Below are 23,399 nucleotides of genomic sequence, written 5' to 3' on the forward strand. Positions count from 1 at the left end.
ACCCTCCGTATGCCACCCTTACACCAACAGCACCCAAGAACGGAGCCCCACCACATGCCCCGCCGACCGCTCCTCGCCGCCGTCGCCACGCTCAGCACCCTCACCCTGCTGACCGCCTGCAACGGCTCCCCCGAAGCCGGCCGGCCCAACACAACTCCCACCGCAACCTCCCAGGCCACCAGCCCAACTCCCACTGCACCGTCCACCCCAAGCTGGACAGCAGAAGAACAAACCGCCATCGCCGCCGCAAAAGCGCGCTATCTTGCGGCGCGAGCCGCCATTGATGCAGCGCTCAATAACCCGCCCGCTGCGACCAGCGAAAAGCTGCTGCAGGCCGGGACCGGCGGCAAATGGCTCGTCCGAGTCCTGACCGACGTGCAATTCACCAAGGACCGCGGCTGGTACAACAACGGCAAGACGCGCATCGAGGGCGTGTCCGTTGCATCGGTCAAACTCAGCGCCGCGCAACCCGAGGTACTGTTGAACGCCTGCCTGAATACCACCGGAAGCGCACTGTATTTCCAGAAGACCCACAAACCTGTTCCTGCGATCCCCGCGAACGGAAAGCGTCACAAGGTCCGGGCTCAGATCGTCTATACCGCCGCGAGCGGTCAATCGAAGAAGATGTGGTACCTCATCAACGAAACGGCCCTTGGATCATGCTGAGGCCCCGCATCATTCTAGCTGTGGCCACTCTTGCGGTCGTCTCGACAGCATTTGCAGAGCCTGCGTGGACGGCCCCTGCGGCGCCCACGCCAGCGGGCGACTTGGTTCAGTTCTGTCCCACCACCGGCGACTGTGTCTGGATTCCGCGATCCGTCGTCGACGTCACGGAAACAACGACGAAGCCAGGAAAGCGGCCCGTCAAGTCGATCACGAGGACGCCGGAGCGAGTCTGTATGGATGGTGGCGCCGCTCGCGCCTGTACGTCGGACCTTGGTAACTGGTCGAACAGTCAGCAGTGCTACCTGGAGAGACTCGACCCGCAGCCTCCACCAAGCGACCCCTCATGGCAGGGCCATACCGACGGCGCTATCTGGGCCTGTGTCCGTGAGGTCGGCACCCGCTTCACAACCAGGTGGATATGGCTGCCCGGTCGACCCGACACAGTAGTGGTCGACCCGGTGACGTTGGTCTACGAGTCGATTGCGGAGATGCACCTGGCGCCGCCACACATCAAGACGGCCCCGGCGACAGGGCAGATCGGTCTGGTGAATCTGCCGGTGTGGCTTTGGGTCGCCAAGACCGAGAACACCTGGGGACCGATCGTCCGGAGCGCGAGCGTGCCTGGACTGTCCGTCACGGCGACGGCTCAGGTGAAGGCGATCAACTGGTCTATGGGGGACGGTACGACGGTTCGATGTGAAGGGCCGGGGACGCCTTACGACAAGTCGATGGGTGTGAAGAGTTCGCCTACCTGCGGGCATCGGTATGTGAAGACCTCGACGAAACTGCCGAACTGCAAGTACCCGGTGACCGCGGTTGCGCAGTGGGAGATCACTTGGCAGAGCACGTTGGGTGATAGCGGGCAGATCTCCATGACCCAGCAGGCGGCCACCCAGTTGCGTATCGGACAAGCGGTGCCAGTGCTCGTCGATCCGAACGGCGGCGACGCCGTCGTACCCAGCAAAGCCCCCTGCTGACAGGCCGACCTGGCCCTTTGTCGGATTGCGCGGCCTTGGCTGGCTTCCTCCTGCCCTGAACCGCGAGTCGTGGATTTCGGCGGGCAGACGCAGCCTAGATCCACGACTCGCGGTTCAGGGGTCCGACCAATCGCCACGACTCGGCGTGATGCCGACGGGTGGTGGTTCCGCTCGGCGGCCGGGCGACGCGGCCGGGGCATACGGCTGGGCGACGGTGGCCGCTGGCGGGTTGTTTTACGACTGACGTGTTACAACCCGCCAGCGGCACAATGACCTGCCAGCACAGCACCCGGCGACCCCGGCACCAGGCAGGCGCTCCGGGTGCAGCGCGGTGTGGCCGGTTCCAGTACGCCGTTGCGTGCCGAGGTCGGATCGAGGGTGGGGTTGTGGATAAGTTCCGCGGGGTGTGGGCGGTAGGCAATAGATTCGGGGTATGACGAGTTGGGCTTCTGTTGATGAGGTTCGGGCGGACCTGGCGGGGGTGCTCGCGCGGTTTCGGGCGGGTGCGTGGGCGTTCAGTTTTGGGGACGGGGTTCCTGAGGCGGTCATGCTCACGTACGACGAGTTCGAGGACCTCGGTGGGGAAGGCAAGTTCGCGGTCCCTGACGAGGTGATTGAGCCGGCGGTGCTTGCGCAACAACTGCCGCAGCTCGTGGAGGCCGCGCGGGCCGGTGCCGGTGGTCCGGTTGTGTGGGGTGCGGACGGTGAGCCGGAGGCCGTGGTGATGTCGACGGCCCAATACCGCGACCTTCGCGGCGATGATCACCCGCCAGCCGGTGTCGTCGACGACCCCACGGTGCGCAGGTACGCGACGGAGCCACTCCCCGGCAGCCGGCCACTGGACCTGGACGAGTGGGCTGCCAACGATCCCCTGACCCGCGAGCTGCTCGACGAGATACGTGCCGAGAGGTCAGAGGGCGATGACCGATGACACCAAGTACCTGATCGTCGGAGCAGAGAAAGCCCATCAGGATCTGCACTTCCTGCGCCGGCAGGCCGGAAGGTCGTCGGCTGCCCGCCAGCTGTATCGCGAGATCCTGCGCGAGATCGAGAGACTTCGGACCGGAGCAACCGACGGACACCATGCACTCGGCTACGAGCCGGGCAAGGGTGATCTCCGCGACTGTGTGACGGCGTACGTCCGGTCAGATCCTGCGCACAAGGCGGACTACCGCTTGGTGTTTCGCGAGATGGGACCGGCCGCGCCCGGCGAACGGCCTCGTCGGGAGTTACTCGCGGTCAAACCCCGCCGCGGCGCGAACGACGTCTACGCGCATGTCTGCGCTCGGCTCAGCCGTCATCCCGACGATCGGCAGCCCGGGCTCAACCGCTTCGGTGACCGCCGACCCGACGCCAGAGGCAGCCAAGCCGCCCGGCAAGCGGAGCTGGACACCAAGAGGGCGATCGCGCACGCCTGGTCCGGTCAGCAGCCGTTGAGTTCGACCCGCGCGCTCATGCCCGCCGGAACGCGCAACCCGCGAGGCACCGAGGATCAGGCCCGAGCTGCGGCAGCAGCCCAGTACGCCGAGCCACGTGGCAGCCCGCTGTGGGCCGGGTCAAGTGGCTCAGATCCGGCGCGCGGTCGTCGGCAGCCGACGACCGGGTATCCGCACCCAAGACGCAACGGATCGGGGCCGACCGGATGGCCGGGGCGGGGGCAGTAGCCGCGCGGGGTTAGCCAGCTAGGTGGGAGCCGGGGGTTAGGTCTAGGTGGGGTAGGGAGCGGAGTTGGTTTTCTTGGTGGTAGGTGAAGAAGGCGGCTATCAGGCCGGTGGATTCTCGGCGGGTTCGGGGGTCGGCTTGGAGGGCGGTGGGCCAGTCGCCGGTGAGGAGGGCGGCCAGGTGTGCGACGGTGGCGGGGGACGGCATGGCTGAGGCGGGTGGGCGGCAGGTGGTGCAGACCATGCCGCCGGCGGCGGGGTTGAAGGCGCGGTGGGGGCCGGGTTCGCCGCAGCGGGCGCAGTCGTCGAAGGACGGGGCGTAGCCGGAGATCGCCAGTGAGCGCAGCAGGAACGAGTCGAGGACGAGGGCCGGTTCGCGTTCGCCGGTGGAGAGGACGCGCAGGGCGCCGGCCAGGAGCAGGTGGTGCTGGGTGGCGGGTTCCTTCTCCTCGACGACGAGGCGGTCGGCGGTCTCGAGGAGGACGGTGCCGGCGGTGTAGCGGGCGTAGTCGTTGACGATGCCTTCGCCGTACGCCGAGATCGACTCGGCCTGCGTGACGACGTCGAGGGTGCGGCCGGTGGCGAGCTGCAGGTCGACGTGGCTGAACGGCTCGAGCCGGGCGCCGAAGCGCGACGACGTACGCCGGACGCCTTTGGCGACCGCGCGGACCTTGCCGTTGGCGCGGGTCAGCAGCGTGGCGATGCGGTCCGCCTCACCCAGTTTCTGGGTGCGCAGCACGATCGCCTGATCCCGGTAGAGCGGCACGACGTCAGTGTCTCACCCGCGACCGACATACTCCTCGAGGCCGATCGGCTGCCGCCCGGTGATGTCGGCGACAGCGGTCGAGACGTGCCCCATCTCGCCGCTGGCGATGGCCGCGTACGACGTGACCCACCCGGCGACCTCCCACGGGGCGGCGCCGTAGGACTCGCGGGACCGGTAGGCCTCGTCGAGCGTCTCGGCCTCGTACCGCACCTTGCGGCCCCACGCGTCCGTCAACACCGCCGCAGCCTCGGCAAGCGTGAACGCGGACGGTCCGGTCAGGTCGTACGTGGCGCCGCCGTAGCCGGACCCCGTGAGCACCTGCGCCGCCACCGCGGCCACGTCGTCGCGAGCGACCGCGGCGACCCGCCCGTCCCCCGCCGGTCCGCGGATCACGTCGTCCGACCCCACGAACCCGGGCACGAAGTCGAGGTACAGGTTGTCGCGCAGGAACGTGAAGTCGACCCCGGTCGACCGGATGTGCTCCTCGGTGTGCCAGTGGTCCCGCGCGAACGTGAACGTCGCACCCGGCGCCGCCCCGACGAACGACGTGTAGACGATCCGCTGCACACCGGCCGCCACCGCCGCGTCGACCGTTGCCTTGTGCAACGCAACCCGATCCGCCGACTCCGTTGCGCTCAGCAACATCAGTACGTCGACCCCGTCCAGCGCCGACAGCAGCGCCGCGTGCTCGCCGTACGCCGCCTGCGCGACGGAGGCACCCGGCACCGACGGGGCCCGCGCCGGGTCCCGCACGATCAACCGCAGCGGTACGCCGGTCAACCGCGCGACGATCCGGGAACCGAGCTGTCCGGTCGAACCGGTGACGCCGATCACTTGCCCACCAGGTCCATCCCGCCCTGGGTGTACCGCTGCCCGGACACCGCGTCCGGCGGGAACGCCTCGTCCAGCGCCGCCAGCTCGTCCGAGCTCAACGTGACGTCCACAGCGCCGAGGTTCTCCTCCAGATAGGTCCGCCGCTTCGTCCCCGGGATCGGCACCACGTCATTGCCCTGCGCAAGCAACCAGGCGAGCGCCAGCTGCCCCGGCGTCACGCCCTTCAAGGAAGCCAGCGACTGCACCTGCGCGACCAGGTCCAGGTTCCGCTGGAAGTTCTCGCCCTGGAACCGCGGCAGCCCGCGCCGCATGTCGTCCTCGGGGAAGTCGGCCTCCGACTTGATCTGCCCGGTGAGGAACCCGCGCCCGAGCGGGCTGAACGGCACGAACCCGATCCCGAGCTCACGCAGGGTCGGCAGGACGACGGTCTCCGGGTCCCGCGTCCACAGCGACCACTCGCTCTGGACGGCGGTGATCGGGTGTACGGCGTGGGCCGCGCGCACCGTCTCCCCGTTCACCTCGGACAGCCCGAGGTACCGCACCTTGCCGGCCTCCACCATCGAGGCCATCGCACCGACCGTCTCCTCGATCGGCACCTGCGGGTCGCGGCGGTGCAGGTACCAGAGGTCGACGTGGTCCACGCCGAGCCGTCGCAGCGACGCGTCGATGGCCTCGCGCGCGTAGGCAGGCGAACCGTCGACGACGGACGGCAGGGCCGAGGCCGACGCCGGACGCTTGAAGCCGAACTTGGTCGCGAGCACCACCTGGTCGCGGCGGCCGGCCAGCCCGCGGCCGACGAGCTCCTCGTTCTCGCCGTCGCCGTAGACGTCGGCGGTGTCGATGAAGGTGCAGCCCGCGTCGATCGCCGCGTGCAGCGTCGCGATGGACTCGGAGTCGTCGGCGCGTACGCCGTACGACTGGGACATCCCCATGCAGCCGAGGCCGAGGGCCGAAACAGTCAGGTCACCGAGCTGGGATTCACGCATACCCCGAACCTACCGCCGCGGCCTTCTCGGCGGGCCAAAGGGCCCAGCCCAGCCCCAGATTCCTGTCTGGACAACATTAATGTGACATTTTTCCGTCAGCCGGTACGGCGGCCGCAACATTCCGTACATTCGGCGGGCGACACGACGCTGGGGGTGGCATGTTCCTACGACGGGCGCTGCGGTACCGCTGGGCACAGGCCCTGGTACTGACCGGTGTCAGCCTGCTGATCGGGACCTGCGCGGTGTTCGGACCGTGGTTCGCGCGGGCGGTCGAGCAGACCGTGATGACCGAGACGCTGGCCGGACAGCCGCTGCAGGCGTCGTGGCTGATCGTCTCCCAGCAGCCCGGCGTACGGCCGGAACAGCTCGACCAGCTGCTGCCCGCCGATCTCCGCCCGATCTTCACTCCGCCGGTGCACGGCTACTACAGCGACATCTCGTGGCGCGTCCGGGCCGACGCGGACGCGAACTCCACCCGGCTGCGTTGGCGGGACGGGTACTGCGCGCAGCTCGTGGTGGCCGAGGGCCGCTGCCCGCAGTCGCCCAACGAGGTGATCGTCTCGGCCGTCGACAAGTCGGCGTGGGACCTCGGCGTCGGTACGAAGCTGCGGACGGGCCTCGACGACGGGTCGTCCGGCGACCTGCTGACCGTCGTCGGCTTGTACCGCCCGAAGGAGAGCCGCGGCAACTACTGGTTCGGCGACTACCCGACCGGGCACTCGCGACCGCCGTCCGCCAAGGACCCGGGCTGGGCCGACGAGATGTTCACCGAGCAGTCGACGCTCACCGGAAACGCCAAGTGGTCGGCGCAGGTCACGTCGGACACCCGCCCGATCCCGGGCGTTGCCCGGCTCGACGACCTGTCCCGGATGCAGGACGCCACCCGCACGGTCAACGGGAACGCCACGGAGTACGGCGTACCGGCGGAGGTGACGACCTCGCTGACTCCGCTGATCGACCAGATCCAGGCGGACCGCGAGCAGGCCACCACGATCATCCCGCTCGTGATGGTGCAGGTCGCGTTGTTCGCGGTCGTCGTACTGGCGCTTGCGCTCGCGGCCGTGGTCGACCAGCGGCGACCCGAGATCGCGCTCTCCCGGTTGCGCGGATCGGCGGCCGGCCGTACCCATCGCAAGCTGACCCTCGAACTCGGCCTACCGGTCTGCGTCGGGACACTCCTCGGCGGACCGGTGGGCTTCGGCGTGCTGACGGTCGTCCACCTGACCTGGCTGCGGCGCGGTGCCCCGATGGAACTGCCGTGGACAGTGCCCGTCGCCCTCGTGGTCGCAGCCGTCGTCGCGCTGATCGTGGTCGCGTTCCAGGTACGTACGGCGGTACGCCAGCCGATCTCCGACCTGCTGCGACGAGTCGCCCCGCGCGGGCGCAGCAGGATGATCGGCGTCGCCGATCTGTGCATCATCGTGTTCGCCGCGGCCGGTCTGTTCGCCGCGATCACCGGTGACAGCCGCGGACCGTTTCCGATCCTCACGCCGGCGCTCCTGGCGCTCGCGGTGGGTCTGATCTTCGCGCACCTGTTGCTGCCGATCGCCGGGCTGATCAGCCGGCAGGCGGTCCGCCGCGGGCGTCTGGGGCTGGCGCTGGGCGCCTTGCAGATCTCCCGCCGCCCGGCAGTGACCCGGATCGTCGCCGCGGTCGCGGTGGCCGCCGCGCTGCTCACGTTCGCCGGTCAGGCGGCCGCCGTCGGCGCCCGCAACCGCGAAACCCGCTCCGGCTACGAAACCGGCGCCGAGGGCGTACTGCGGACGAACGGTCTGTACCTCGCGGACTTCCTCAAAACGGTCGACAAGATCGACCCGGACCGGCACTGGCTCACCCCCGTGGTGATCGCCCGGCCCGCCTCCCCCGACGCGCTCAAGTCGGAGATGATCGAGCCGGACAGCTTCCGGAAGATCGCGTTCCGCGGTGACCAGCTCACCGACGCCGAGGGCTGGCAGTTGCTGAAGGCGCCGAGCAACCCGGCGCCGATCCAGATCCGGAGCGCCCAGCTGACCGTCACCGTCTCGACCGGCGCGATCAAGGCGAAGGTCGCCAAGGACACCGGCGGAGAGCAGATCGGCAGCGGCAAGCCGAAATCCGTCGTACTGCGCGCGAACGTGGTCAGCCACCGCGACGGCTCGCGCTACCTGGTGTCGTTCCCGCCGCTGCCGCTCCCGGCGACCAAGCCGGTCGAGCTGCGCACCCCGGTCGAGTGTCAGGCCGGCTGCGACCTGATCCGGCTCGGCATCGGTCGGGAGCCACTCGACCCGATCGGTCTGGAAGGCGACCTGGTGATCAGCAAGATCTCCAGCGACGACCGTCCGAGCATCGCACTCGGCGGACCGGAGTCCTGGCAGCCGTTCCGGCCGATCGGGTCGGACCAGGGCTCGGTCGCGGCCAAGCCGGGCGGTGCGCTCACGATCGCGATGCAGAGCTTCGGCGCCGACCAGTTCCTGCAGTACGGGACCGTGCCGGCCGTCGTGCCGGCGCTGGTCACCCAGGAGTTCCGGTACGCCGACGGCGTCACCACGAGCCCGGCGATCGACAGCACTCCGATGACGCTGACCAGGATCGACCGATTGCGCGCTCCCGTGAACCGGTACGGCGACCGCACGGCCGTCGTCGACCTGGAAACGGTACGGCGGCTCGGCGGCGCCGTGGACGAGGTCAGGACCGACTTCGAGGTCTGGCTGAACAAGGACGGCCTGGCCAACGTCGACACGATCACCGAGCAACTCGCGAAGGCCGGTCTCAACGCGGAGCTGGTGGATCGCCGGGACGACCGGATCGCGTCGTACGGACGTTCGGCGAGCGCTCTCGCGCTACAGCTGACCCCGGTGGTCGGCATCGCGGCGTGGATCCTCGCAATCGTCGTACTGCTGCTCACCGTCATCACGTCCTGGCGCTCGCGGGCCCAGGACTACGCGAGCCTGCAGCTCACCGGCGTACCGGTGAGTGCAACGGGACGGGCCGCGCGCTGGGAGCAAACCGGCCCCGTCACGCTGGCTGTCCTGCTCGGGACCGTCTGTGGGTTGGTCGGTGCGCAGGTGGCGCTTCCGCTGATACCGCTGTTCGCCAGCAACGACGGCCCGGTGCCGCTCGATCACAGCACCAGCTGGCCGGTGGCGACCGCACTCTGGCTCGGAGGTACGGCGATCCTCGCAGCGGCGACCCTGTTCCTCGGCAGCGGCGTCAACAGACGCTCCAGCTACAGGGGAATCCGGGAGGAACTCACATGACCGGACTCGCTATAACCACAACAGGACTCGTGCACATCTACCGGGCGCACGGGCATGATGTCGCGGCGCTGTCCGGGATCGGGATCACGGTTCGGCCGGGTGAGCTGGTCGGACTGCTCGGACCGTCCGGTGCTGGGAAGTCGACGCTGCTGCAGCTGTGTGGCGGTCTACTGACGCCGAGCGCCGGGCGGCTGCAGATCGGCGAGCACAACGTTGCGACGATGACCGAGGCGGAGCTGGACCGGATGCGTTCCGGCGACGTCGGCATCGTGCTGCAGGGCGCCGGCCGCAACCTCGTTCCCTACCTGACACCGGGCGAGAACATCCAGTACGCACAGCAGACCGCACCACGCAGCCGCGACCTCCCGGCACCGGACGCGATTCTTGAACTCGTTGGCCTGGGCAACCATGCGGACACCGACCTGACCCAGCTCACCCCAGGTCAGGTCCAGCTCTGCGCGGTTGCCGTCGGGATCGCAACGATGCCCGGTCTGCTGCTCGCCGACGAGCCGACCAGCCAGCTCGACCACCACGCCCGCGACGAGGTACTCGCGGCACTCCGCACGATCAACACCCAGACCGGGATGACGGTGCTGCTCGTCACGCACGACCCGGAAGTCGCCGCGACCCTTCCCCGGACGATCACCATCCGGGACGGCCGGATCGCCTCCGAAGGCCGGTCCGGCGAGGAGTACGCCGTCGTCGCGGTCGACGGATCGCTCCCGCTGCCGCCGCACGTCGCCGAACTGCTCCCGGCCGGGACTCTCGTCCAGGTCACCACCGACAACGGCAAGATTCAGCTCACCCCGGTGCAGCAGGAGGAGGACCAATGATCGAGGTCAGCCAGGTGACCGTGCGGTACGGCGAACTGACCGCCGTGTCGGACGTTTCGTTCACCGTCCCACCCGGATTCGTGCTCGCGGTCAGCGGTCCGTCCGGCGCCGGCAAGAGCTCGTTGCTGTGGGCAATCGCCGGCGCGGTCCCGCTCGCGAAGGGGCAGGTCGAGATCGACGGGCTGGTGATCAAGGACCGGCCGGCCGCCGCCGCGCACGGCGTCGTACTGATCCCGCAGGGGAACGGGCTCGCGCGGGTGCTGACCGCGCGCGAGAACCTGTCGATCCCGTTGCTGGCCGAACGGAAGCCAATCGAGGACGTCGAACGGCGGATCGAGCAGGCGCTGGCAGGTGTCGGGTTGGAGGAGAGCGGCGACCACCTGGTCGAGGAGCTGTCCGGCGGCGAACAGCAGCGCGTCGCGGTGGCTCGCGGAATCGCGCAGCAGGGCCGGGTCATCCTCGCCGACGAGTCCACCAGCGAACTCGACAGCAGCAACCGCGAACGCGTCCTCGAACTCCTCCACGAGGAGGCCCGGCGCGGCGCCGCCGTCGTGATCGCGACCCACGACCCGAACGTCGCCGAAAGCGCCGACGGCCACGCACTAATGGACGAGGGCAGACTCAGCTGGGTACGCCGGCTGTAGGTCCGCCCCTTCCGCACACGTCTCTCACAGGCCGAGCGGGGTGGTTGGTGGCCCGCTTGCGAGCACCTGGTTGAGCAGGTCCGGAAGGTTCCGAGGGGCGAACCGCCCGTCGTGATCGGCGAGTTCGGCCGGCGTCCACCACCGCATGCCGTGGACGTTCTCGGCGCGGAGCTCCTCGGCGGTCAGCGCACCGGCCGGTGTGAAGTGGTCCGTGCGGATCAGGAAGTAGTCGTTGAGGACGCCGTCGTAGCCAGTTGCGTGGCCTTCGGCAACTACTTCCTCGTGCCACAGGTGCGGCGGATCGGCGAAGTCACGCAGGCCGACCTCCTCGACGAGTTCGCGCCGCAGACCCTCGACCACGGTCTCGCCGGCCTCGAGACCGCCGCCCGGTGTCGCCCACAGCGGCCCGTCGTCGAACTCGAAGCGCACCAGCAGCATGCGGTCGTCAGGATCGAGGATCACACCGCGGGCCGCTGGGCGGAGGCTGGGAAGGCGGAGTTCCAGTTCGCGGTGCTGCTCGACCGCGCGGAAGCCGAAGCGGGTGTTGACCTTGCGCATCGGGGCGTTGGTCAGCGCCGTCCACGTGTGCAGGAAGCGCTGCGTCGTACGGTGCTTGGCCAGTTGGTCGAGATTCGCCAACTTCAGGTGGGTCCCGAGGTTGTGACCGCGGTGCTCCCGCAGGACCAGCGTGTCGTCCTGCTGGGCGTTCTCGGCGTCGGCCCGCGGCAGATAGATCAGCGTGTAGCCGGCCGGTTCACCGGCAAGCGTGTGCACCATCGTCACGAGCGCGAGATAGTTCCGGTCGATCCGCGCCTCGCTCGCCTCGAGCTTCTCGACGGTCCACGGCACGACCTCACGCGTCATGCCACCGGTCGGTACGTCGAGATCCATCGCGGTGTGCAGGTCGGCGTACGCCTGCTGATGTTCCGGCGGGCACAGCCCCGCCCACGACGTCAGCCGGTACCCGTCCAGTCCACCGGCCGCCGAGCGCAGTTCCTCCAGCCGCAGGTCGTCGTACGGCAGCGGTACGACGAGGTGCTCCTCGACGTGCTCCACCTGGAACCCGAGCCGCTCCGCGAACGCGGCCCCGGGTGAGTCACCTGCAGGTACGCCGAGCTCGGTCTGGACGATCGTCCTGCCGAGCTGCGCCGATCGGGTGACGGCCCACTGCCACAGCGCCGTACCGATCCCCCGCCGCCGATGCGCCGGCGGTACTTCGATCTCGACCTCGACCGTGTCGAGGTTGTCGGTCAGCCGGTACTCGAACAGCATGCCGCCGAGCACCCGGTCGTCCTCGAACGCGCCGACCGCGATCCGGGTCTTGAGCGGACCCGGGTTGCGCAGCGAGTACCCGAGGGCCTCGCGGCCGGTCACCAGCGCGGCCTCCCGTCCGGCGACCGCGCCGGCCCGGAAGGCGTCGTACCACTCGTCGAACAGGGCCAGGTCGGCCGGGTCGATCTCGCGAATGCAGATCACCCGGCCGACCCAACCAAACAATCGGGTCAGAAAGCCAGTCTTTAAACCGGCGCGACCTTGCCCGAGTACATGCCCATGATCACGAAGTTGTCCGCGTACGGCGCGTTCTTCAGGATCGGGTCGTCGTCGGCCGGGAACTTCGCCACCCGGGTGCCCTCGAGCGCCGGGTTGTTACCGTAGCGCTCCCAGAGCGGGATGATCGGCAGCAGTTCGTTGAACGCCATCGCCGCGGCGGTGATGTTCTTCTTCTGCTCGTCGACGTTCAGGCCCTGGGCGGACTTGTCCACCACGGCCTGCAGGTCGATCGGACCCGCCGACGTGGTCTGCTTGAGCGGGAAGTTCATGCCCTTGCCGCCGGAGTTCGCCGCGATCACGTAGTTGAACGTGTACAGGTCCTGGACGAACGCGAAGTACGGGTGCGGGTGGCTCGACGCGCCCCAGCCCTGGATCGCGATGTCGAACTTGCCGGCCAGGACGTCCGGGTTGAGCTGGGTGAAGGTGATACCCCGCTTGGTGATGTTGAACCCGAACTTGTTCAGCTGGTCGGCCGCGTTGGTGGCGGCCGGGTTCCAGTCCGCGAACTCGGTCGGGAACTTGATGTCGTACGCCGCCGGCTTGCCGTTCGGCAGCGTCCACTTGCCGCCGTTCTTCTTCCACCCGGCCGCGGTCAGCAGCGAAGTGGCCTTGGCCTCGTCCTTCTCGTACGCCTGCAGCTTCTTCTGGTCCGCGTCCGAAACCCAGTCGGGCACGAGGATGTCGGAGAAGCCGGCCATGAACTTGCAGGGCTTGCCCGAGTCGCCGAGGGCGACGGTTCCGTTCTCGTTGCGGTCCAGCACGTAGGCGATCGCCTGACGCACACGGGCGTCGGACAGCTCCGGGTGGGCGGTGTAGTTGAACACCAGCGCCGGGCCCGAGTACACCGGCGGCCGGAGGATCCGGAACCCGCTGCCCAGCAGGGTCTTCTCGGTGGCCACCGCGAAACCGTGGGTGGCGTAGTCGACGTCCTTGTTCAGCACGACCGGGGAGATGTCGGAAGTCTCACCGTTGTACAGCACGACCTTGGTGAAGCCGATCTTGTCGGCGAACAGGCCCTTGTCGTTCTTGACCAGCGCCATCTGCGCGTTGGTCATGGTCTTCACGTCGAAGTTGAACGGGCCGGAGACGACCGGGTTCTCCGGACGGAACTTCTGGAAGTCGCCGTTCAGCTTCTTGCCCTCGGCGCTGTCCAGGCTGGTCTTGGCCTTGCGCATGGTCTCGGCCTTGGTCGCCCACTCACCGTAGACCGAGTCCGGCAGGATGCCCGCCCGGAGGATGTAGCGCTCGAGCACGGTGGACGGCGTACCGATGGTGAAGAGCACCGTGGTGTCGTCCTTGGCGCTGACGTCGGACAGGAACGTCCAGTCCTGCTGGCGCAGCAGCCAGCGCAGGTTGAACGTCGACACGACGTCCTTCGCGGTGACCGGCTTGCCGTCGCTCCAGGTCAGCCCGGAGCGCAGCTTCAGGGTGTAGGTCTTGGTCGCCTCGTCCAGCGTGCCGGACTCGGCCATCATCCATTCCCACTTCTTGTCGGCCCAGTAGTACATGCCGGCACTCGGGTAGACGAGGTCGAAGTACGGGCTGTTGCTGGCCTGGATGCCGTCGGTGACACCGGCTGCCAGGTTGAAGTGGCCCTTGGGCGGCAACTGGTACGGGTACGCCCCGTGGAACTCCTTGTTGCCGGACTTGCCGCTCTCACCCCCGCTGGCGTTCGGCTTGCTCGGCGAACACGCCGTCACAGACCCGATGCCGGCCGCGCCGACACCGGCGATACCGAAGATCTGGAGCACGTGCCGGCGGGAAATCGCGTTGGTCTCGGCGCTCGCGCCCAGACCGTTGTTGCCGGAATCGTTGGTGCCGGTGGGACTCATCCTTCGTCCTTTCTGGACTGACCACACGCCCATGTGGGTCAGTTACTACTTACTGGTGGGACTAACTACCGCCCTCGCGTTTTTCCCGGCGCCGGGTCAGCACGACGCCGACGACGACCACCAGGCCCAGTAGCAGGCCCAAACACAAGGTGAACAAGGTGACGACGAACTCCGGGGTGCCCGGCGTCAGTGTGAGCAGCAGGACCCCGCTGGCCAGCACCAGGAACGCTGCCCAGCCGAGCGCCACTCGGCCGATCTGAGACGACATCAGGCCCCCGGTTCATCCGGCCGTCCCCCATCGCCGACACCGGGTACGCCGTCGCGCGCGACCACGTGGCACGCGGCGGACTGGCCGGATCGGATCGTGACGAGCTCGGGGATCGCCCCGTCGCACAGCCCGTCCTCGAACTGCGGGCAGCGCGGGTGGAACGAGCAACCCGACGGCAGGTGCGCCAGGCTCGGGATCTCCAGGCTGCGCAGGGACTCGCGGCCCTTGGTCTTGGTCAGGTCCGGGTCCGGCTCGGGGATCGCGTCGATCAGCGCCCGCGTGTACGGGTGCGTCGGCGCGTTGATGATCTTCGGCGTCGGCCCGAACTCGACGATCCGGCCGAGGTACATCACCGCGGTCTTGCCGCGCCAGCCGAAGTACTTCGCGATCGCCAGGTCGTGGGTGATGAACAGGAACCCGACGCCGAGGTCGTCGCGCAGCCGGCCGAGCATCGCGAGCACGCTGATCCGGATCGACACGTCCAGCATCGACGTCGACTCGTCGGCGATGATCAGCTTCGGGTCCAGCGTCAGCGCCCGGGCGACGGCGACCCGCTGCCGCTGACCACCGGACAGCTGGTGCGGGTACTTCGACAGGTAGTTCTCGGCCGGGGTCAGATCGACCTTGGTGAGCAGTTCGACCGCCCGCTCGGCGGCCGCCTTCTTGCTCTTCACCAGTCCGTGCTTGAACAGCGGTGCGGTGATCGTCTGCAGGATCGTCCGCGTCGGGTTGAGCGAGGCGTACGGGTCCTGGTGGACGTACTGCACGCTGCGCCGGAACGCGGTGAAGTCGTTCCGCTTCAGCGACCAGATGTCGGTGCCGTCGAAGGCCACCTGGCCGCTGGTCGGCCGGGCCAGGCCCGCCGCCATCCGGGCCGCCGTGGTCTTCCCGGAGCCGCTCTCGCCGACCAGGCAGAGCACCTCACCGGGGTTGATCGACAGGTCGATGTTGTCGACGGCACGGATCGGGCCGGCCTTGGTGCTGAACACCTGGCTGACCCCGTCGAGGGTCATCAGCGGCGTCCGGACCGTGTCCTGGGGCGACAACTCCTGCGCGCTCATGAGGCGGTCCCCATCTCGTCCTGCACCCGTCGGTCGAGGTGCACGTCCTTCGAGTGGATACAGGCGACCTCGTGGTAGTCGCCCGGCTCGTCAGTGATCGGGATCAGCGGCGGGTCGATCTCCTTGCACTCCTCGGTCGCGTACTTGCAGCGCGGGTTGAACGTGCAGCCCGGCGGCAGCGACGCGAGACTCGGCGGTCCGCCGGGGATCGACTCCATGTCCGGCAGGTCGCCGACGATCGGCGGCACGGCCTTGATCAGGCCGAGCGTGTACGGGTGCCGGGGCTTGTAGAACATGTCCCGGACCCCACCGGTCTCGATGATGCGTCCGGCGTACATCGTGGCGACCCGGTCGGCGAGCTCGGCGGCCAGCGACAGGTCGTGGGAGATGAAGATCATCGAGAACCCGAGCCGCTCGCGCACCTCGTGCAGGACGTCGACGACGGACCGCTGGGTGAGGATGTCGAGCGCAGTGGTCGGCTCGTCGAGGATCAGTACCTCGGGCTCGAGCAGCAGGCTCATCGCGATCAGCACGCGCTGCCGCATACCGCCGGACAGCTCGTGCGGGTAGCTGTCCATCACCCGGGAAGGCTCGAGCCGCACCAGCCGGAGCAGCTCGCCGGCCCGGTCCTCGATCTCCTGCTTGCTGGCCTTGGTGTGCGCCCGCATCGTGTCGTGCATGTGCGCGCGGATCTTCAGCACCGGGTTGAACGCGTTCATCGCGCCCTGGAACACCATCGCGGCGTCCCGCCAGCGGAAGCTTCGCAGGTCCCGTCCGTCCAGGCCGAGGACGTCGATCTCGGTGCCGTCGCCGCGGTTGAAGGTCACCTGGCCGCTGGCGTGCCCGAGCCGCGGCAGCAACCGCAGCAGGCCGAGCCCGAACGTCGTCTTGCCGCAGCCGCTCTCGCCGACCAGCGCGAGGCTCTCGCCCGGGAACAGGTCGAGATCGACGCCGCGGACCGCCTGCACCGTCGTACCGGAACCGGTCCGGTACTCGACCTTGAAGTCGCGGATGGACAGCAGTGGCTTGCCCTGGCCGCCACGCACCGCGCGGCCGCTAGCCGAGGTAGAAGTCGTCACCATGTTCACCGGTCCCGGAGCCGTGGGTTGAGGATCTCTTCGAGGGATCGCGTCATCATCACCAGTCCGAGCAGCAGCAGGACGATCGCGCAGATCGGGCTGAGGATCCAGGCCAGGCTCGCGTCGTTGAAGATGGCGCCCGCGATCCAGGCGCGGTTGAGCATGATTCCCCAGTTCGATCCGGTCAGCGGGGCCAGACCGAGCAGGTAGAGGCCGACCAGCTGGTAGATCGCGTTCGTCACGCCGATCATGAAGTTCATCAGGATGAAGCTGGCCATGTTCGGCAGGATCTCGACGAACACCACCCGGACCGTGCCGAGGTCGAGCAGCCGGGCGGCCTCGACGAACTCGCGTTCCTTCAGCGAGAACACCTGGGCGCGCACCGCTCGGGTCAGCACCGGCCAGGACAGGCCGCCGACCAGCAGCGCGAGCAGGAACGGCGAGTCGAGTTTGAAGAACGCGCCCAGGACGGCGAGCAGGACGATCTGCGGGACGGTCAGGAAGACGTCGGCGAGGGTGACCACCACCGAGTCGACCCAGCCGCCGAGGTAGGCGGCCAGCGAACCGAGCACGATCGCGATCGCGGTCGAGATCGCCGCGGCGAAGAAGCCGACGAAGATCACCGTCCGGCCGCCGCCGATCAACTGGATCAGGACGTCCTTGCCCTCGTTGTCGGTGCCGAGCAGGTGCCCAGGCGTTCCGGCGGGGAGCAGGATCTCCTTGACGTTCGGCGCCACTTCCGGGAGGAAGAACGGCACGATCGCGGTGATCAGCACCATCAGCGTGACGATCACGAAGCCGATGAAACCGGCCGGGCTGCGGCGCAGCGAGCTCAGGATGCCGGCGAACCGGGAGACACCGGTCGTGCCGACTGCCGGGACGGGAAGCATTGTTGTATCGCCCATCTCGTCACCCCTTTCCCGTGCCGCTGACCCGGATCCGCGGATCCAGCCGGCTGTAGAGGACGTCCGCGACCAGGTTGGCCACCACCACCGAGATCGTGATGACCAGGAAGATCCCCTGCAGGACCGGGTAGTCGCGGCCGTTGACCGCGTTGAAGAGGCTGAAGCCGATGCCCTGGTAGCCGAAGATCTTCTCCACGAAGATCGCGCCGCCGACCACGAACCCCAGCGACACCGCGAGCTGGCTGAACAAGGGCAGTACGGCGTTGCGTCCGACGTACCCGGACCGGATCCGGTTGTCCGACAGACCGCGCGCCCGGGCGACCGTCACGTAGTCCTCGCCCAGCGTTTCCACCGTGGACGACTTCATCACCAGCGCCCAGGAGCCGACCGTGGTCAGCGTGTAGGCGAGGATCGGCAGGAACGCGTGGTAGAAGATGTCGTTCAGGAAGCTCAGGCTGAACGACGGCTCCACCCCAGGGGTGTACGAGCCGCGGATCTCGGTGAGGTTGAACAGCTGCAACTTCACGCCGAGGAAGACCACGATCAGGATCGCCAGGATGTAGTTCGGGATCGCGTGCAGCAGCGAGCCGACCGAGGTCAGCAGGTGGTCGATCCAGCTCTCCCGGCGGTAGGCCATGATCATGCCGGCCAGGATGCCGATGATGAAGCTGAAGACCGTCGCGACGCCGACCGAGAACAGCGTCCACGGCAGGTAGGTCCTGATCACCTCCGCGACCGTGGTGCCCGGCGACAGGACCGAGTAGCCGAAGTCGCCGTGCAGCAGGTTGACCATGTAGGTCGCGTACTGCGAGATCACGGGGGCGTCCGGGTCGAGCGCGAACAGGTTCTGCGCCTGCGCGGCGGCCGCCTCGTACGAGATACCGGTCTGCGCGATCTGCGTCTGGATATAGGTGTCGACCGGGTTACCGGGCAACAATCTGACCAGGAAGAACGTACCGGTGGTGACGATGAAGACCGTCAGGACCGCCTTGAAGAGTCTTCGGACCAGCCAGGCGTTGACAAAACGCCGAGCAGCCGAGGGTCTCGGTTCGACGACCGGTCCTTCGATCAGCTTCGCCGCGGACGTGTCGACCGCACCACTCACTGCTCACCTCCACGCGACTGCCAGGGAAAGTCGGTGGCGCAGACCCTGATCAGCTCGACTTAGTAACACTGTCTTGCAAGGATCTGCGCATAGTGACGACAGTGTGCGCAACCTCAGTCACCGAGTCAACGACTTGAGGCAACGTTGAGACAACGTTGCGGACCGTGACGCTACGGTACCGGCGCGTACAGGAATTGCCCGCCTCCGACACGGAGACGGGCAACTCGCAGTGAAGATTCGAACGCTGTCAGCGCGTGGCGCGGTTGACAGCGGACACCACGGCCTTCAACGACGCAGTGAGAATGTTGGCGTCCCGGCCGACACCCCAGAACACGTCGTCGCCGACCTCGCATTCGACGTACGCCGCGGCCAGTGCGTCACCGCCCGCGGAAAGCGCATGCTCGTGGTAGTCCAGCACCCGTACGTCGTACTTCAGCGGCTTGATCGCGTCCACGAACGCCGACACCGGACCGTTGCCTTCGCCAACCAACTCGTGCGGTACGCCGTTGGCATAGACCTGAACCCGGAGCTGGTCGCCCTGGCCCTCACCGGACGTCGAGTTGACGCTGAGCAGCGACAGCGCGCCCGGCGCCAGGTACTCGGCCGCGAAGATGTCCCACATCTGCTGCGGGCCGACCTCGCCGCCCTCGTTGTCGGTGTGCTGCTGGATCACCCGGCTGAACTCGATCTGCAGCCGGCGCGGCAGGTCGAGCCGGTGCTCGGACTTCATGATGTACGCGACGCCGCCCTTGCCGGACTGCGAGTTCACCCGGATCACGGCCTCGTAGCTGCGGCCGACGTCCTTCGGGTCGATCGGCAGGTACGGCGCCTCCCAGGTGATGTCGCCGACCGGCTTGCCCTCGGCCGCGGCCTGCTTGTCCAGCGCCTCCAGGCCCTTCTTGATCGCGTCCTGGTGCGAGCCGGAGAAGGCGGTGTAGACCAGGTCACCGGCGTACGGCTGACGCTCTGGGACGCGCATCTGCGTGCAGTACTCGACCGTGCGGCGGATCTCGTCGATGTCGGCGAAGTCGATCTGCGGGTCGATACCCTGGCTGAACAGGTTCATCCCCAGCGTGACCAGGTCGACGTTGCCGGTCCGCTCACCGTGGCCGAACAGGCAGCCCTCGACGCGGTCCGCGCCGGCCATCAGCGCCAGTTCGGTGGCGGCCACCGCCGTACCGCGGTCGTTGTGCGGGTGCAGGCTGATCGTGCTGTGCTCGCGCCGGGTCAGGTTCCGGCCGAACCACTCGATCTGGTCGGCGTACACGTTCGGGGTGCACATCTCGACGGTGGCCGGCAGGTTCAGGATGATCTCGCGGCCCTCGGCGGGCTGCCAGACGTCGCTGACCGCCTCGCACACCTCGAGCGCGAACTCCATCTCGGTGCCGGTGAAGATCTCCGGGCTGTACTGGTACCCGAACTCGCAGTCGCCCAGGATCTCGTCGGCGTACTTCATCACGGTCTCGGTGCCGCGGACCGCGATCGTGCGGCACTCGGCCTTGTCGACGTTGAACACCACCCGGCGGAACAGCGGCGCGGTCGCGTTGTAGAGGTGGATGGTGGCCTTCGGCGAACCCTGCAGCGACTGCACGGTGCGCTCGATCAGCTCCTCGCGCGCCTGGGTCAGCACCGAGATCGTCACGTCGTCCGGGATGACGTCGTCCTCGATCAGGCTCCGGACGAAGTCGAAGTCGTACTGGCTGGCGCTCGGGAAACCGACCTCGATCTCCTTGTAGCCCATCTTCACCAGCAGGTCGAACATCCGCCGCTTGCGGGCCGGGGACATCGGCTCGACCAGCGCCTGGTTACCGTCGCGGAGGTCGGTGGACAGCCAGCGCGGGGTGCGGTCGACGGACTTGGCCGGCCAGGTGCGGTCGGGCAGGTCGATCGGCGGGAACGCGCGGTAGCGGTGGGTCGGCATACCGGACGGCTGCTGAACAGGCTTGGGCTGGTTCTTCGGTGCCACGGGGGTTCTCCTCGAAAGTACGGGTGTCGTGAGTGACGACCGGCGTACGACGAAACTCCGCGGCGAGGAAACCGGCCTTAACAGGCCTCGCCGCGGCAGCGAAGGAGGAGAAACTGGTGCCGCATGATGCCTGGGAGTCTATGCACAACTCCCCCGACCCGTCGAACCGGGGGTCTCGACCGGCGAGACACGGAGAGTGATCAGGCGTTCGCTGAGGATGTGCTGAGGATCTGTGTTCACCGGTCGCGGGATGGCTCGGCGCCGGTGCAAGGATGGGCGGATGGCGGCGCGAGTACTCGTGGTGGAGGATGCGGAACCGATCCGTACCGCCGTCGGGATCGCGCTGACCGAGGCCGGGTACGACGTACGGACGCGACCCGACGGGGACGGGTTCGAACGGGAACTGGCGACGTACCGGCCGGACCTGGTGCTGCTCGACGTGATGCTGCCGGGGCGGGACGGGTTCGAGCTGCTGACGCTCGCCCGCGAGACGTCGAACGCCGGCGTGATCCTGCTGACCGCCCGCGACGCCGTCGGGGACCGCCTGCACGGACTGCGGACCGGCGCGGACGACTACGTGGTCAAGCCGTTCGTCCTGGCCGAGCTGATCGCCCGCGTGGAGGCGGTGCTGCGCCGGATGGGACGGCTGCGGACCGTGCTGACGGTGGGCGATCTCGAGGTGGACGTCGAGGCGCAAGCGGTACGCCGGGCCGGGACGGCGATCGAACTGACGGCGACCGAGTTCAAGCTGCTCGCGTTCCTGGCTGGACGGGACGGGAAGGTGGTCGGCAAGACGCAGCTGCTGACCGCCGTCTGGGGGTACGACGACTACGCGGACAACCTGGTCGAGGTCTACGTCAGCGGCCTCCGCCGCAAACTCGAGGCGCACGGCCCGCGCCTGCTGCACACGGTCCGCGGCTCGGGGTACGTGTTGCGCCCATGAACCTGTCGCTGCGGGTGCGGGTGACGTTGACTGCTATCGCCGTACTGCTCGTGGTGCTGCCGATCACCGGCCTGACGGTGAAGGCTGTGTTCGACGCACAGGCGGAGCGCAGTCTCGACTCGCTGCTCACCGGACGGGCGCAACTGGCGCAGCAACTCGCACGACAGAACGTTGCACCAGGCAACTTGGTACGGCGGGTGGACGCGGACGGGGTCCGGGTGACGCTGATCCTGCGGAACGGGCGACAGCTCGGCGCTCCACCGATCGATCCGAGTGCGACTGTCCGGCAGGTGAAGGCGACGCTGCAGGCCGGCCAGCAGACGAAAGGCGCGACGCTGCTGTTGTCGGCCGACACCGGGTTGCTGGCCGACGCGAGCGCCCGGCTGCGGAACGTGCTGCTGATCTCCGGCGGGCTGGCGATTCTGATCACCGCACTCGCGTTGGTGATCGGGATGCGGTTCGCGCTGGCGCCGTTGGACGCGATGACGGGGTTGGCACGGTCGATCGCGGCCGGGCGGCGCGGTGGGCGGTTGCAGCCGGAGCGCGCCGACACCGAACTCGGCCGCACCGCAACCGCCTTCGACGAAATGCTCGACGCCCTGGAGGGCGCCGAGGGCGCGGCCCGGCAGGCGGAGGGCACGGCACGTCAGTCCGAGGAGGCGGCGCGGCGGGCGGAGGGTCTTGCGCGGCGCTCGGAGGATCGGATGCGGGAGTTCGTGGCGGACGCCGCTCATGAACTGCGCACGCCGGTGGCCGGGCTGCAGACGGCTGCCGAGACGCTGATCCAGCTCGGCCCGGAGGCGTCAGCCGCGCAACGCGAGGAGCTCGAGTTGTTGTTGGTCCGCGAGTCCCGCCGCGCCGGCACGCTGGTCTCCGATCTCCTCGAGCTCAGCCGGATCGACGCCGGCCTCCAGCTCCACGTCGCGCCCGTGGACCTCCGCCAGTTGGCCGACGCTCAGGCCGCTCGCCTCCGCCTGGTCGCACCCGACGTGGAGGTGGAGATCGTCGGCTCGGCAACGGTCACCGCCGACGCCGATCGGCTCACCCAGGTCCTCACCAACCTCGTTGACAACGCCCGCCAGGCCGGCGCCCACACACTGCGCATCACAGTTGCTCCCACCGGCGTACGCGTCGAGGACGACGGTCCCGGCGTACCCCCACCCGCCCGCGACCGCATCTTCGCCCGCCTCGTCCACGGCCCCCACAGCAAAGGCGCCGGCCTCGGCCTGGCCATCGCCCGCGGCGTAGCTAGAGCCCACGGCGGCAACCTCATCGTCACCGACCGCCCCGACGGCAAGCCCGGAGCCGCCTTCCACCTCCACCTCCCGCCACCACCTCACCCGCCACTTCCACCTAACACCTCCCACCACCAGCGCCCACCTGATCCGCCACCAACCACCCGGCCCCCACGCCACCCGGCCCCCAACTGATCCGCCACCTTCCACCGGCACCTCCCCCTGACCCCGCCACCGATCACCCTGCCCAGCCCAGCCACCCGGGCCAGCCCAGCCGACAGGGCCAGCCGACCGGGCCAGCCGACCGGGCCAGCCAGCGATCGGGGCAACCGGCGGCCGGACCCGGCCAGCAACTCGGGTGGTTATCCCCTGGTGTTGTGGGTTCTCCGGTGGTGTGCGAGGGGAGAACCCACAACACCAGGGGATAACCAGCGCTCTGGCTCGCTGCGTGGGCGATCCGGCGAGCGACGTACCGCAGGCACCGGTGTCCATCGAGTCGTGGGTTTCGGCAGGCGGACGCCGCCGCGATCCACGACTCGCGGTTTCGGGGACCAACCAAACGCCACGACTCGCGCATGATGCCGGACTGGCGATCGTTCCGGACGGCGGCTTGGCCGACGCACCCGCGAGGCTGCCCACTGCCGGGTTGTTTCACCGCTGACCTGCTACATCCCGCCAGCGGCACAACAACCTGCCAGCGGCGCAAACGCCCACGGCGGCACCCTCACAGTCACCACCCGCCCCGACGGCCGCCCAGGCGCCGCCCTCCACCTCCACCTCTCGGCCCTCGCCCGCGTCCTGCCCCACCCGAACCTGACCCCCGCGGCCGCATTTGCCTGGCTGACCAGCCA

20 protein-coding genes are annotated in these 23,399 nt (G+C 68.5%); 9 read left to right on the forward strand and 11 right to left on the reverse strand.

All coding sequences use genetic code 11. The features are described 5' to 3' along the window. Nucleotides 1-54 precede the first annotated feature (54 nt). From E0H45_RS28365 to E0H45_RS28380, 4 genes are all read left to right on the forward strand, one after another. On the forward strand, nucleotides 55-666 hold the full coding sequence (locus E0H45_RS28365; RefSeq protein WP_131342896.1) for a hypothetical protein: 612 nt from the start codon (nucleotides 55-57) through the stop codon (nucleotides 664-666). A 458-nt stretch (nucleotides 667-1,124) separates the two neighbouring features. Next, nucleotides 1,125-1,643: an ATP/GTP-binding protein gene (locus tag E0H45_RS28370; protein ID WP_131342898.1), complete on the forward strand. Its 519-nt coding sequence runs from the start codon at nucleotides 1,125-1,127 to the stop codon at nucleotides 1,641-1,643. A gap of 433 nt (nucleotides 1,644-2,076) precedes the next feature. Further along, nucleotides 2,077-2,574 (forward strand): hypothetical protein, encoded by a 498-nt coding sequence (locus E0H45_RS28375; protein ID WP_131342899.1) that lies wholly within the window; start codon nucleotides 2,077-2,079, stop codon nucleotides 2,572-2,574. After that, on the forward strand, nucleotides 2,564-3,307 hold the full coding sequence (locus tag E0H45_RS28380) for a hypothetical protein (protein WP_131342901.1): 744 nt from the start codon (nucleotides 2,564-2,566) through the stop codon (nucleotides 3,305-3,307). Before E0H45_RS28375 ends, E0H45_RS28380 begins: the two co-directional genes overlap by 11 nt. 10 nt (nucleotides 3,308-3,317) lie before the next feature. On the opposite strand, the gene recO is transcribed toward E0H45_RS28380, so the two are convergent. Genes recO through E0H45_RS28395 form a run of 3 tightly spaced genes read right to left on the reverse strand, consistent with a single transcriptional unit; the run spans nucleotide 3,318 to nucleotide 5,890 of the window. After that, on the reverse strand, nucleotides 3,318-4,070 hold the full coding sequence (gene recO / locus E0H45_RS28385; protein ID WP_131342902.1) for a DNA repair protein RecO: 753 nt from the start codon (nucleotides 4,068-4,070) through the stop codon (nucleotides 3,318-3,320). Between the two features lie 12 nt (nucleotides 4,071-4,082). Then, complete coding sequence (locus E0H45_RS28390; RefSeq protein ID WP_131342904.1) at nucleotides 4,083-4,904, reverse strand: SDR family oxidoreductase; 822 nt, start codon at nucleotides 4,902-4,904, stop codon at nucleotides 4,083-4,085. Further along, nucleotides 4,901-5,890, reverse strand: a complete 990-nt coding sequence (locus E0H45_RS28395; protein ID WP_131342906.1) for an aldo/keto reductase — start codon at nucleotides 5,888-5,890, stop codon at nucleotides 4,901-4,903. Before E0H45_RS28395 ends, E0H45_RS28390 begins: the two co-directional genes overlap by 4 nt. A 158-nt stretch (nucleotides 5,891-6,048) precedes the next feature. On the opposite strand from E0H45_RS28395, the gene E0H45_RS28400 reads away from it, so the two are divergent. From E0H45_RS28400 to E0H45_RS28410, 3 genes are read left to right on the forward strand one after another with little or no spacing between them, the layout of a single operon-like run. Then, nucleotides 6,049-9,126, forward strand: coding sequence for an FtsX-like permease family protein (locus tag E0H45_RS28400; protein ID WP_131342909.1), 3,078 nt, complete (start codon nucleotides 6,049-6,051; stop codon nucleotides 9,124-9,126). After that, complete coding sequence (locus E0H45_RS28405) at nucleotides 9,123-9,959, forward strand: ABC transporter ATP-binding protein (protein ID WP_131342911.1); 837 nt, start codon at nucleotides 9,123-9,125, stop codon at nucleotides 9,957-9,959. The genes E0H45_RS28400 and E0H45_RS28405 overlap by 4 nt, the downstream gene beginning before the upstream one ends. Next, nucleotides 9,956-10,603: an ABC transporter ATP-binding protein gene (locus tag E0H45_RS28410; protein ID WP_131342913.1), complete on the forward strand. Its 648-nt coding sequence runs from the start codon at nucleotides 9,956-9,958 to the stop codon at nucleotides 10,601-10,603. The genes E0H45_RS28405 and E0H45_RS28410 overlap by 4 nt, the downstream gene beginning before the upstream one ends. A gap of 24 nt (nucleotides 10,604-10,627) precedes the next feature. Here the strand turns inward: E0H45_RS28410 and E0H45_RS28415 are convergent, their stop codons facing one another. The 8 genes from E0H45_RS28415 to leuA all read right to left on the reverse strand — a co-directional run bounded on the left by E0H45_RS28415 (nucleotide 10,628) and on the right by leuA (nucleotide 20,325). Beyond that, complete coding sequence (locus tag E0H45_RS28415; RefSeq protein WP_131342915.1) at nucleotides 10,628-12,079, reverse strand: GNAT family N-acetyltransferase; 1,452 nt, start codon at nucleotides 12,077-12,079, stop codon at nucleotides 10,628-10,630. Nucleotides 12,080-12,120: 41 nt separating this feature from the next. After that, nucleotides 12,121-13,986 (reverse strand): ABC transporter substrate-binding protein, encoded by a 1,866-nt coding sequence (locus E0H45_RS28420; RefSeq protein ID WP_131342917.1) that lies wholly within the window; start codon nucleotides 13,984-13,986, stop codon nucleotides 12,121-12,123. Nucleotides 13,987-14,047: 61 nt separating this feature from the next. After that, nucleotides 14,048-14,254, reverse strand: a complete 207-nt coding sequence (locus E0H45_RS28425) for a hypothetical protein (protein ID WP_131342919.1) — start codon at nucleotides 14,252-14,254, stop codon at nucleotides 14,048-14,050. Beyond that, nucleotides 14,254-15,315, reverse strand: coding sequence for an ABC transporter ATP-binding protein (locus tag E0H45_RS28430; RefSeq protein ID WP_131342921.1), 1,062 nt, complete (start codon nucleotides 15,313-15,315; stop codon nucleotides 14,254-14,256). The genes E0H45_RS28425 and E0H45_RS28430 overlap by 1 nt, the downstream gene beginning before the upstream one ends. Next, nucleotides 15,312-16,397 carry an ABC transporter ATP-binding protein gene (locus E0H45_RS28435; protein ID WP_131342923.1) on the reverse strand — a complete coding sequence of 362 codons (1,086 nt, stop codon included), beginning with the start codon at nucleotides 16,395-16,397 and terminating at the stop codon, nucleotides 15,312-15,314. Before E0H45_RS28435 ends, E0H45_RS28430 begins: the two co-directional genes overlap by 4 nt. Before the next feature lie 2 nt (nucleotides 16,398-16,399). After that, complete coding sequence (locus tag E0H45_RS28440) at nucleotides 16,400-17,299, reverse strand: ABC transporter permease (protein WP_131342924.1); 900 nt, start codon at nucleotides 17,297-17,299, stop codon at nucleotides 16,400-16,402. A 4-nt stretch (nucleotides 17,300-17,303) separates the two neighbouring features. Continuing rightward, entirely contained in the window at nucleotides 17,304-18,404 is a 1,101-nt protein-coding gene (locus tag E0H45_RS28445; protein ID WP_238155330.1) for an ABC transporter permease, read from the reverse strand. 247 nt (nucleotides 18,405-18,651) lie between these two features. Next, nucleotides 18,652-20,325, reverse strand: coding sequence for a 2-isopropylmalate synthase (gene leuA / locus E0H45_RS28450; RefSeq protein ID WP_202872606.1), 1,674 nt, complete (start codon nucleotides 20,323-20,325; stop codon nucleotides 18,652-18,654). A 325-nt stretch (nucleotides 20,326-20,650) separates the two neighbouring features. On the opposite strand from leuA, the gene E0H45_RS28455 reads away from it, so the two are divergent. Next, a complete protein-coding gene (locus E0H45_RS28455) occupies nucleotides 20,651-21,313 on the forward strand; it encodes a response regulator transcription factor (RefSeq protein ID WP_131342928.1) in 663 nt (220 codons plus the stop codon). Beyond that, entirely contained in the window at nucleotides 21,310-22,743 is a 1,434-nt protein-coding gene (locus E0H45_RS28460) for a sensor histidine kinase (protein WP_131342930.1), read from the forward strand. The genes E0H45_RS28455 and E0H45_RS28460 overlap by 4 nt, the downstream gene beginning before the upstream one ends. The last annotated feature ends 656 nt before the right edge of the window (nucleotides 22,744-23,399 follow it).

Source organism: Kribbella soli (genome assembly GCF_004331345.1).
Lineage (GTDB): Bacteria > Actinomycetota > Actinomycetes > Propionibacteriales > Kribbellaceae > Kribbella > Kribbella soli.

Coding starts and splice junctions, on each gene's coding strand:
- E0H45_RS28365 (WP_131342896.1), top strand. CDS start 55: ATGCCCCGCCGACCGCTCCTCGCCGCCGTCGCCACGCTCAGCACCCTC.
- E0H45_RS28375 (WP_131342899.1), top strand. CDS start 2,077: ATGACGAGTTGGGCTTCTGTTGATGAGGTTCGGGCGGACCTGGCGGGG.
- E0H45_RS28380 (WP_131342901.1), top strand. CDS start 2,564: ATGACCGATGACACCAAGTACCTGATCGTCGGAGCAGAGAAAGCCCAT.
- E0H45_RS28395 (WP_131342906.1), bottom strand. CDS start 5,890: ATGCGTGAATCCCAGCTCGGTGACCTGACTGTTTCGGCCCTCGGCCTC.
- E0H45_RS28400 (WP_131342909.1), top strand. CDS start 6,049: ATGTTCCTACGACGGGCGCTGCGGTACCGCTGGGCACAGGCCCTGGTA.
- E0H45_RS28405 (WP_131342911.1), top strand. CDS start 9,123: ATGACCGGACTCGCTATAACCACAACAGGACTCGTGCACATCTACCGG.
- E0H45_RS28410 (WP_131342913.1), top strand. CDS start 9,956: ATGATCGAGGTCAGCCAGGTGACCGTGCGGTACGGCGAACTGACCGCC.
- E0H45_RS28420 (WP_131342917.1), bottom strand. CDS start 13,986: ATGAGTCCCACCGGCACCAACGATTCCGGCAACAACGGTCTGGGCGCG.
- E0H45_RS28425 (WP_131342919.1), bottom strand. CDS start 14,254: ATGTCGTCTCAGATCGGCCGAGTGGCGCTCGGCTGGGCAGCGTTCCTG.
- E0H45_RS28430 (WP_131342921.1), bottom strand. CDS start 15,315: ATGAGCGCGCAGGAGTTGTCGCCCCAGGACACGGTCCGGACGCCGCTG.
- E0H45_RS28435 (WP_131342923.1), bottom strand. CDS start 16,397: ATGGTGACGACTTCTACCTCGGCTAGCGGCCGCGCGGTGCGTGGCGGC.
- E0H45_RS28440 (WP_131342924.1), bottom strand. CDS start 17,299: ATGGGCGATACAACAATGCTTCCCGTCCCGGCAGTCGGCACGACCGGT.
- leuA (WP_202872606.1), bottom strand. CDS start 20,325: ATGCCGACCCACCGCTACCGCGCGTTCCCGCCGATCGACCTGCCCGAC.
- E0H45_RS28455 (WP_131342928.1), top strand. CDS start 20,651: ATGGCGGCGCGAGTACTCGTGGTGGAGGATGCGGAACCGATCCGTACC.
- E0H45_RS28460 (WP_131342930.1), top strand. CDS start 21,310: ATGAACCTGTCGCTGCGGGTGCGGGTGACGTTGACTGCTATCGCCGTA.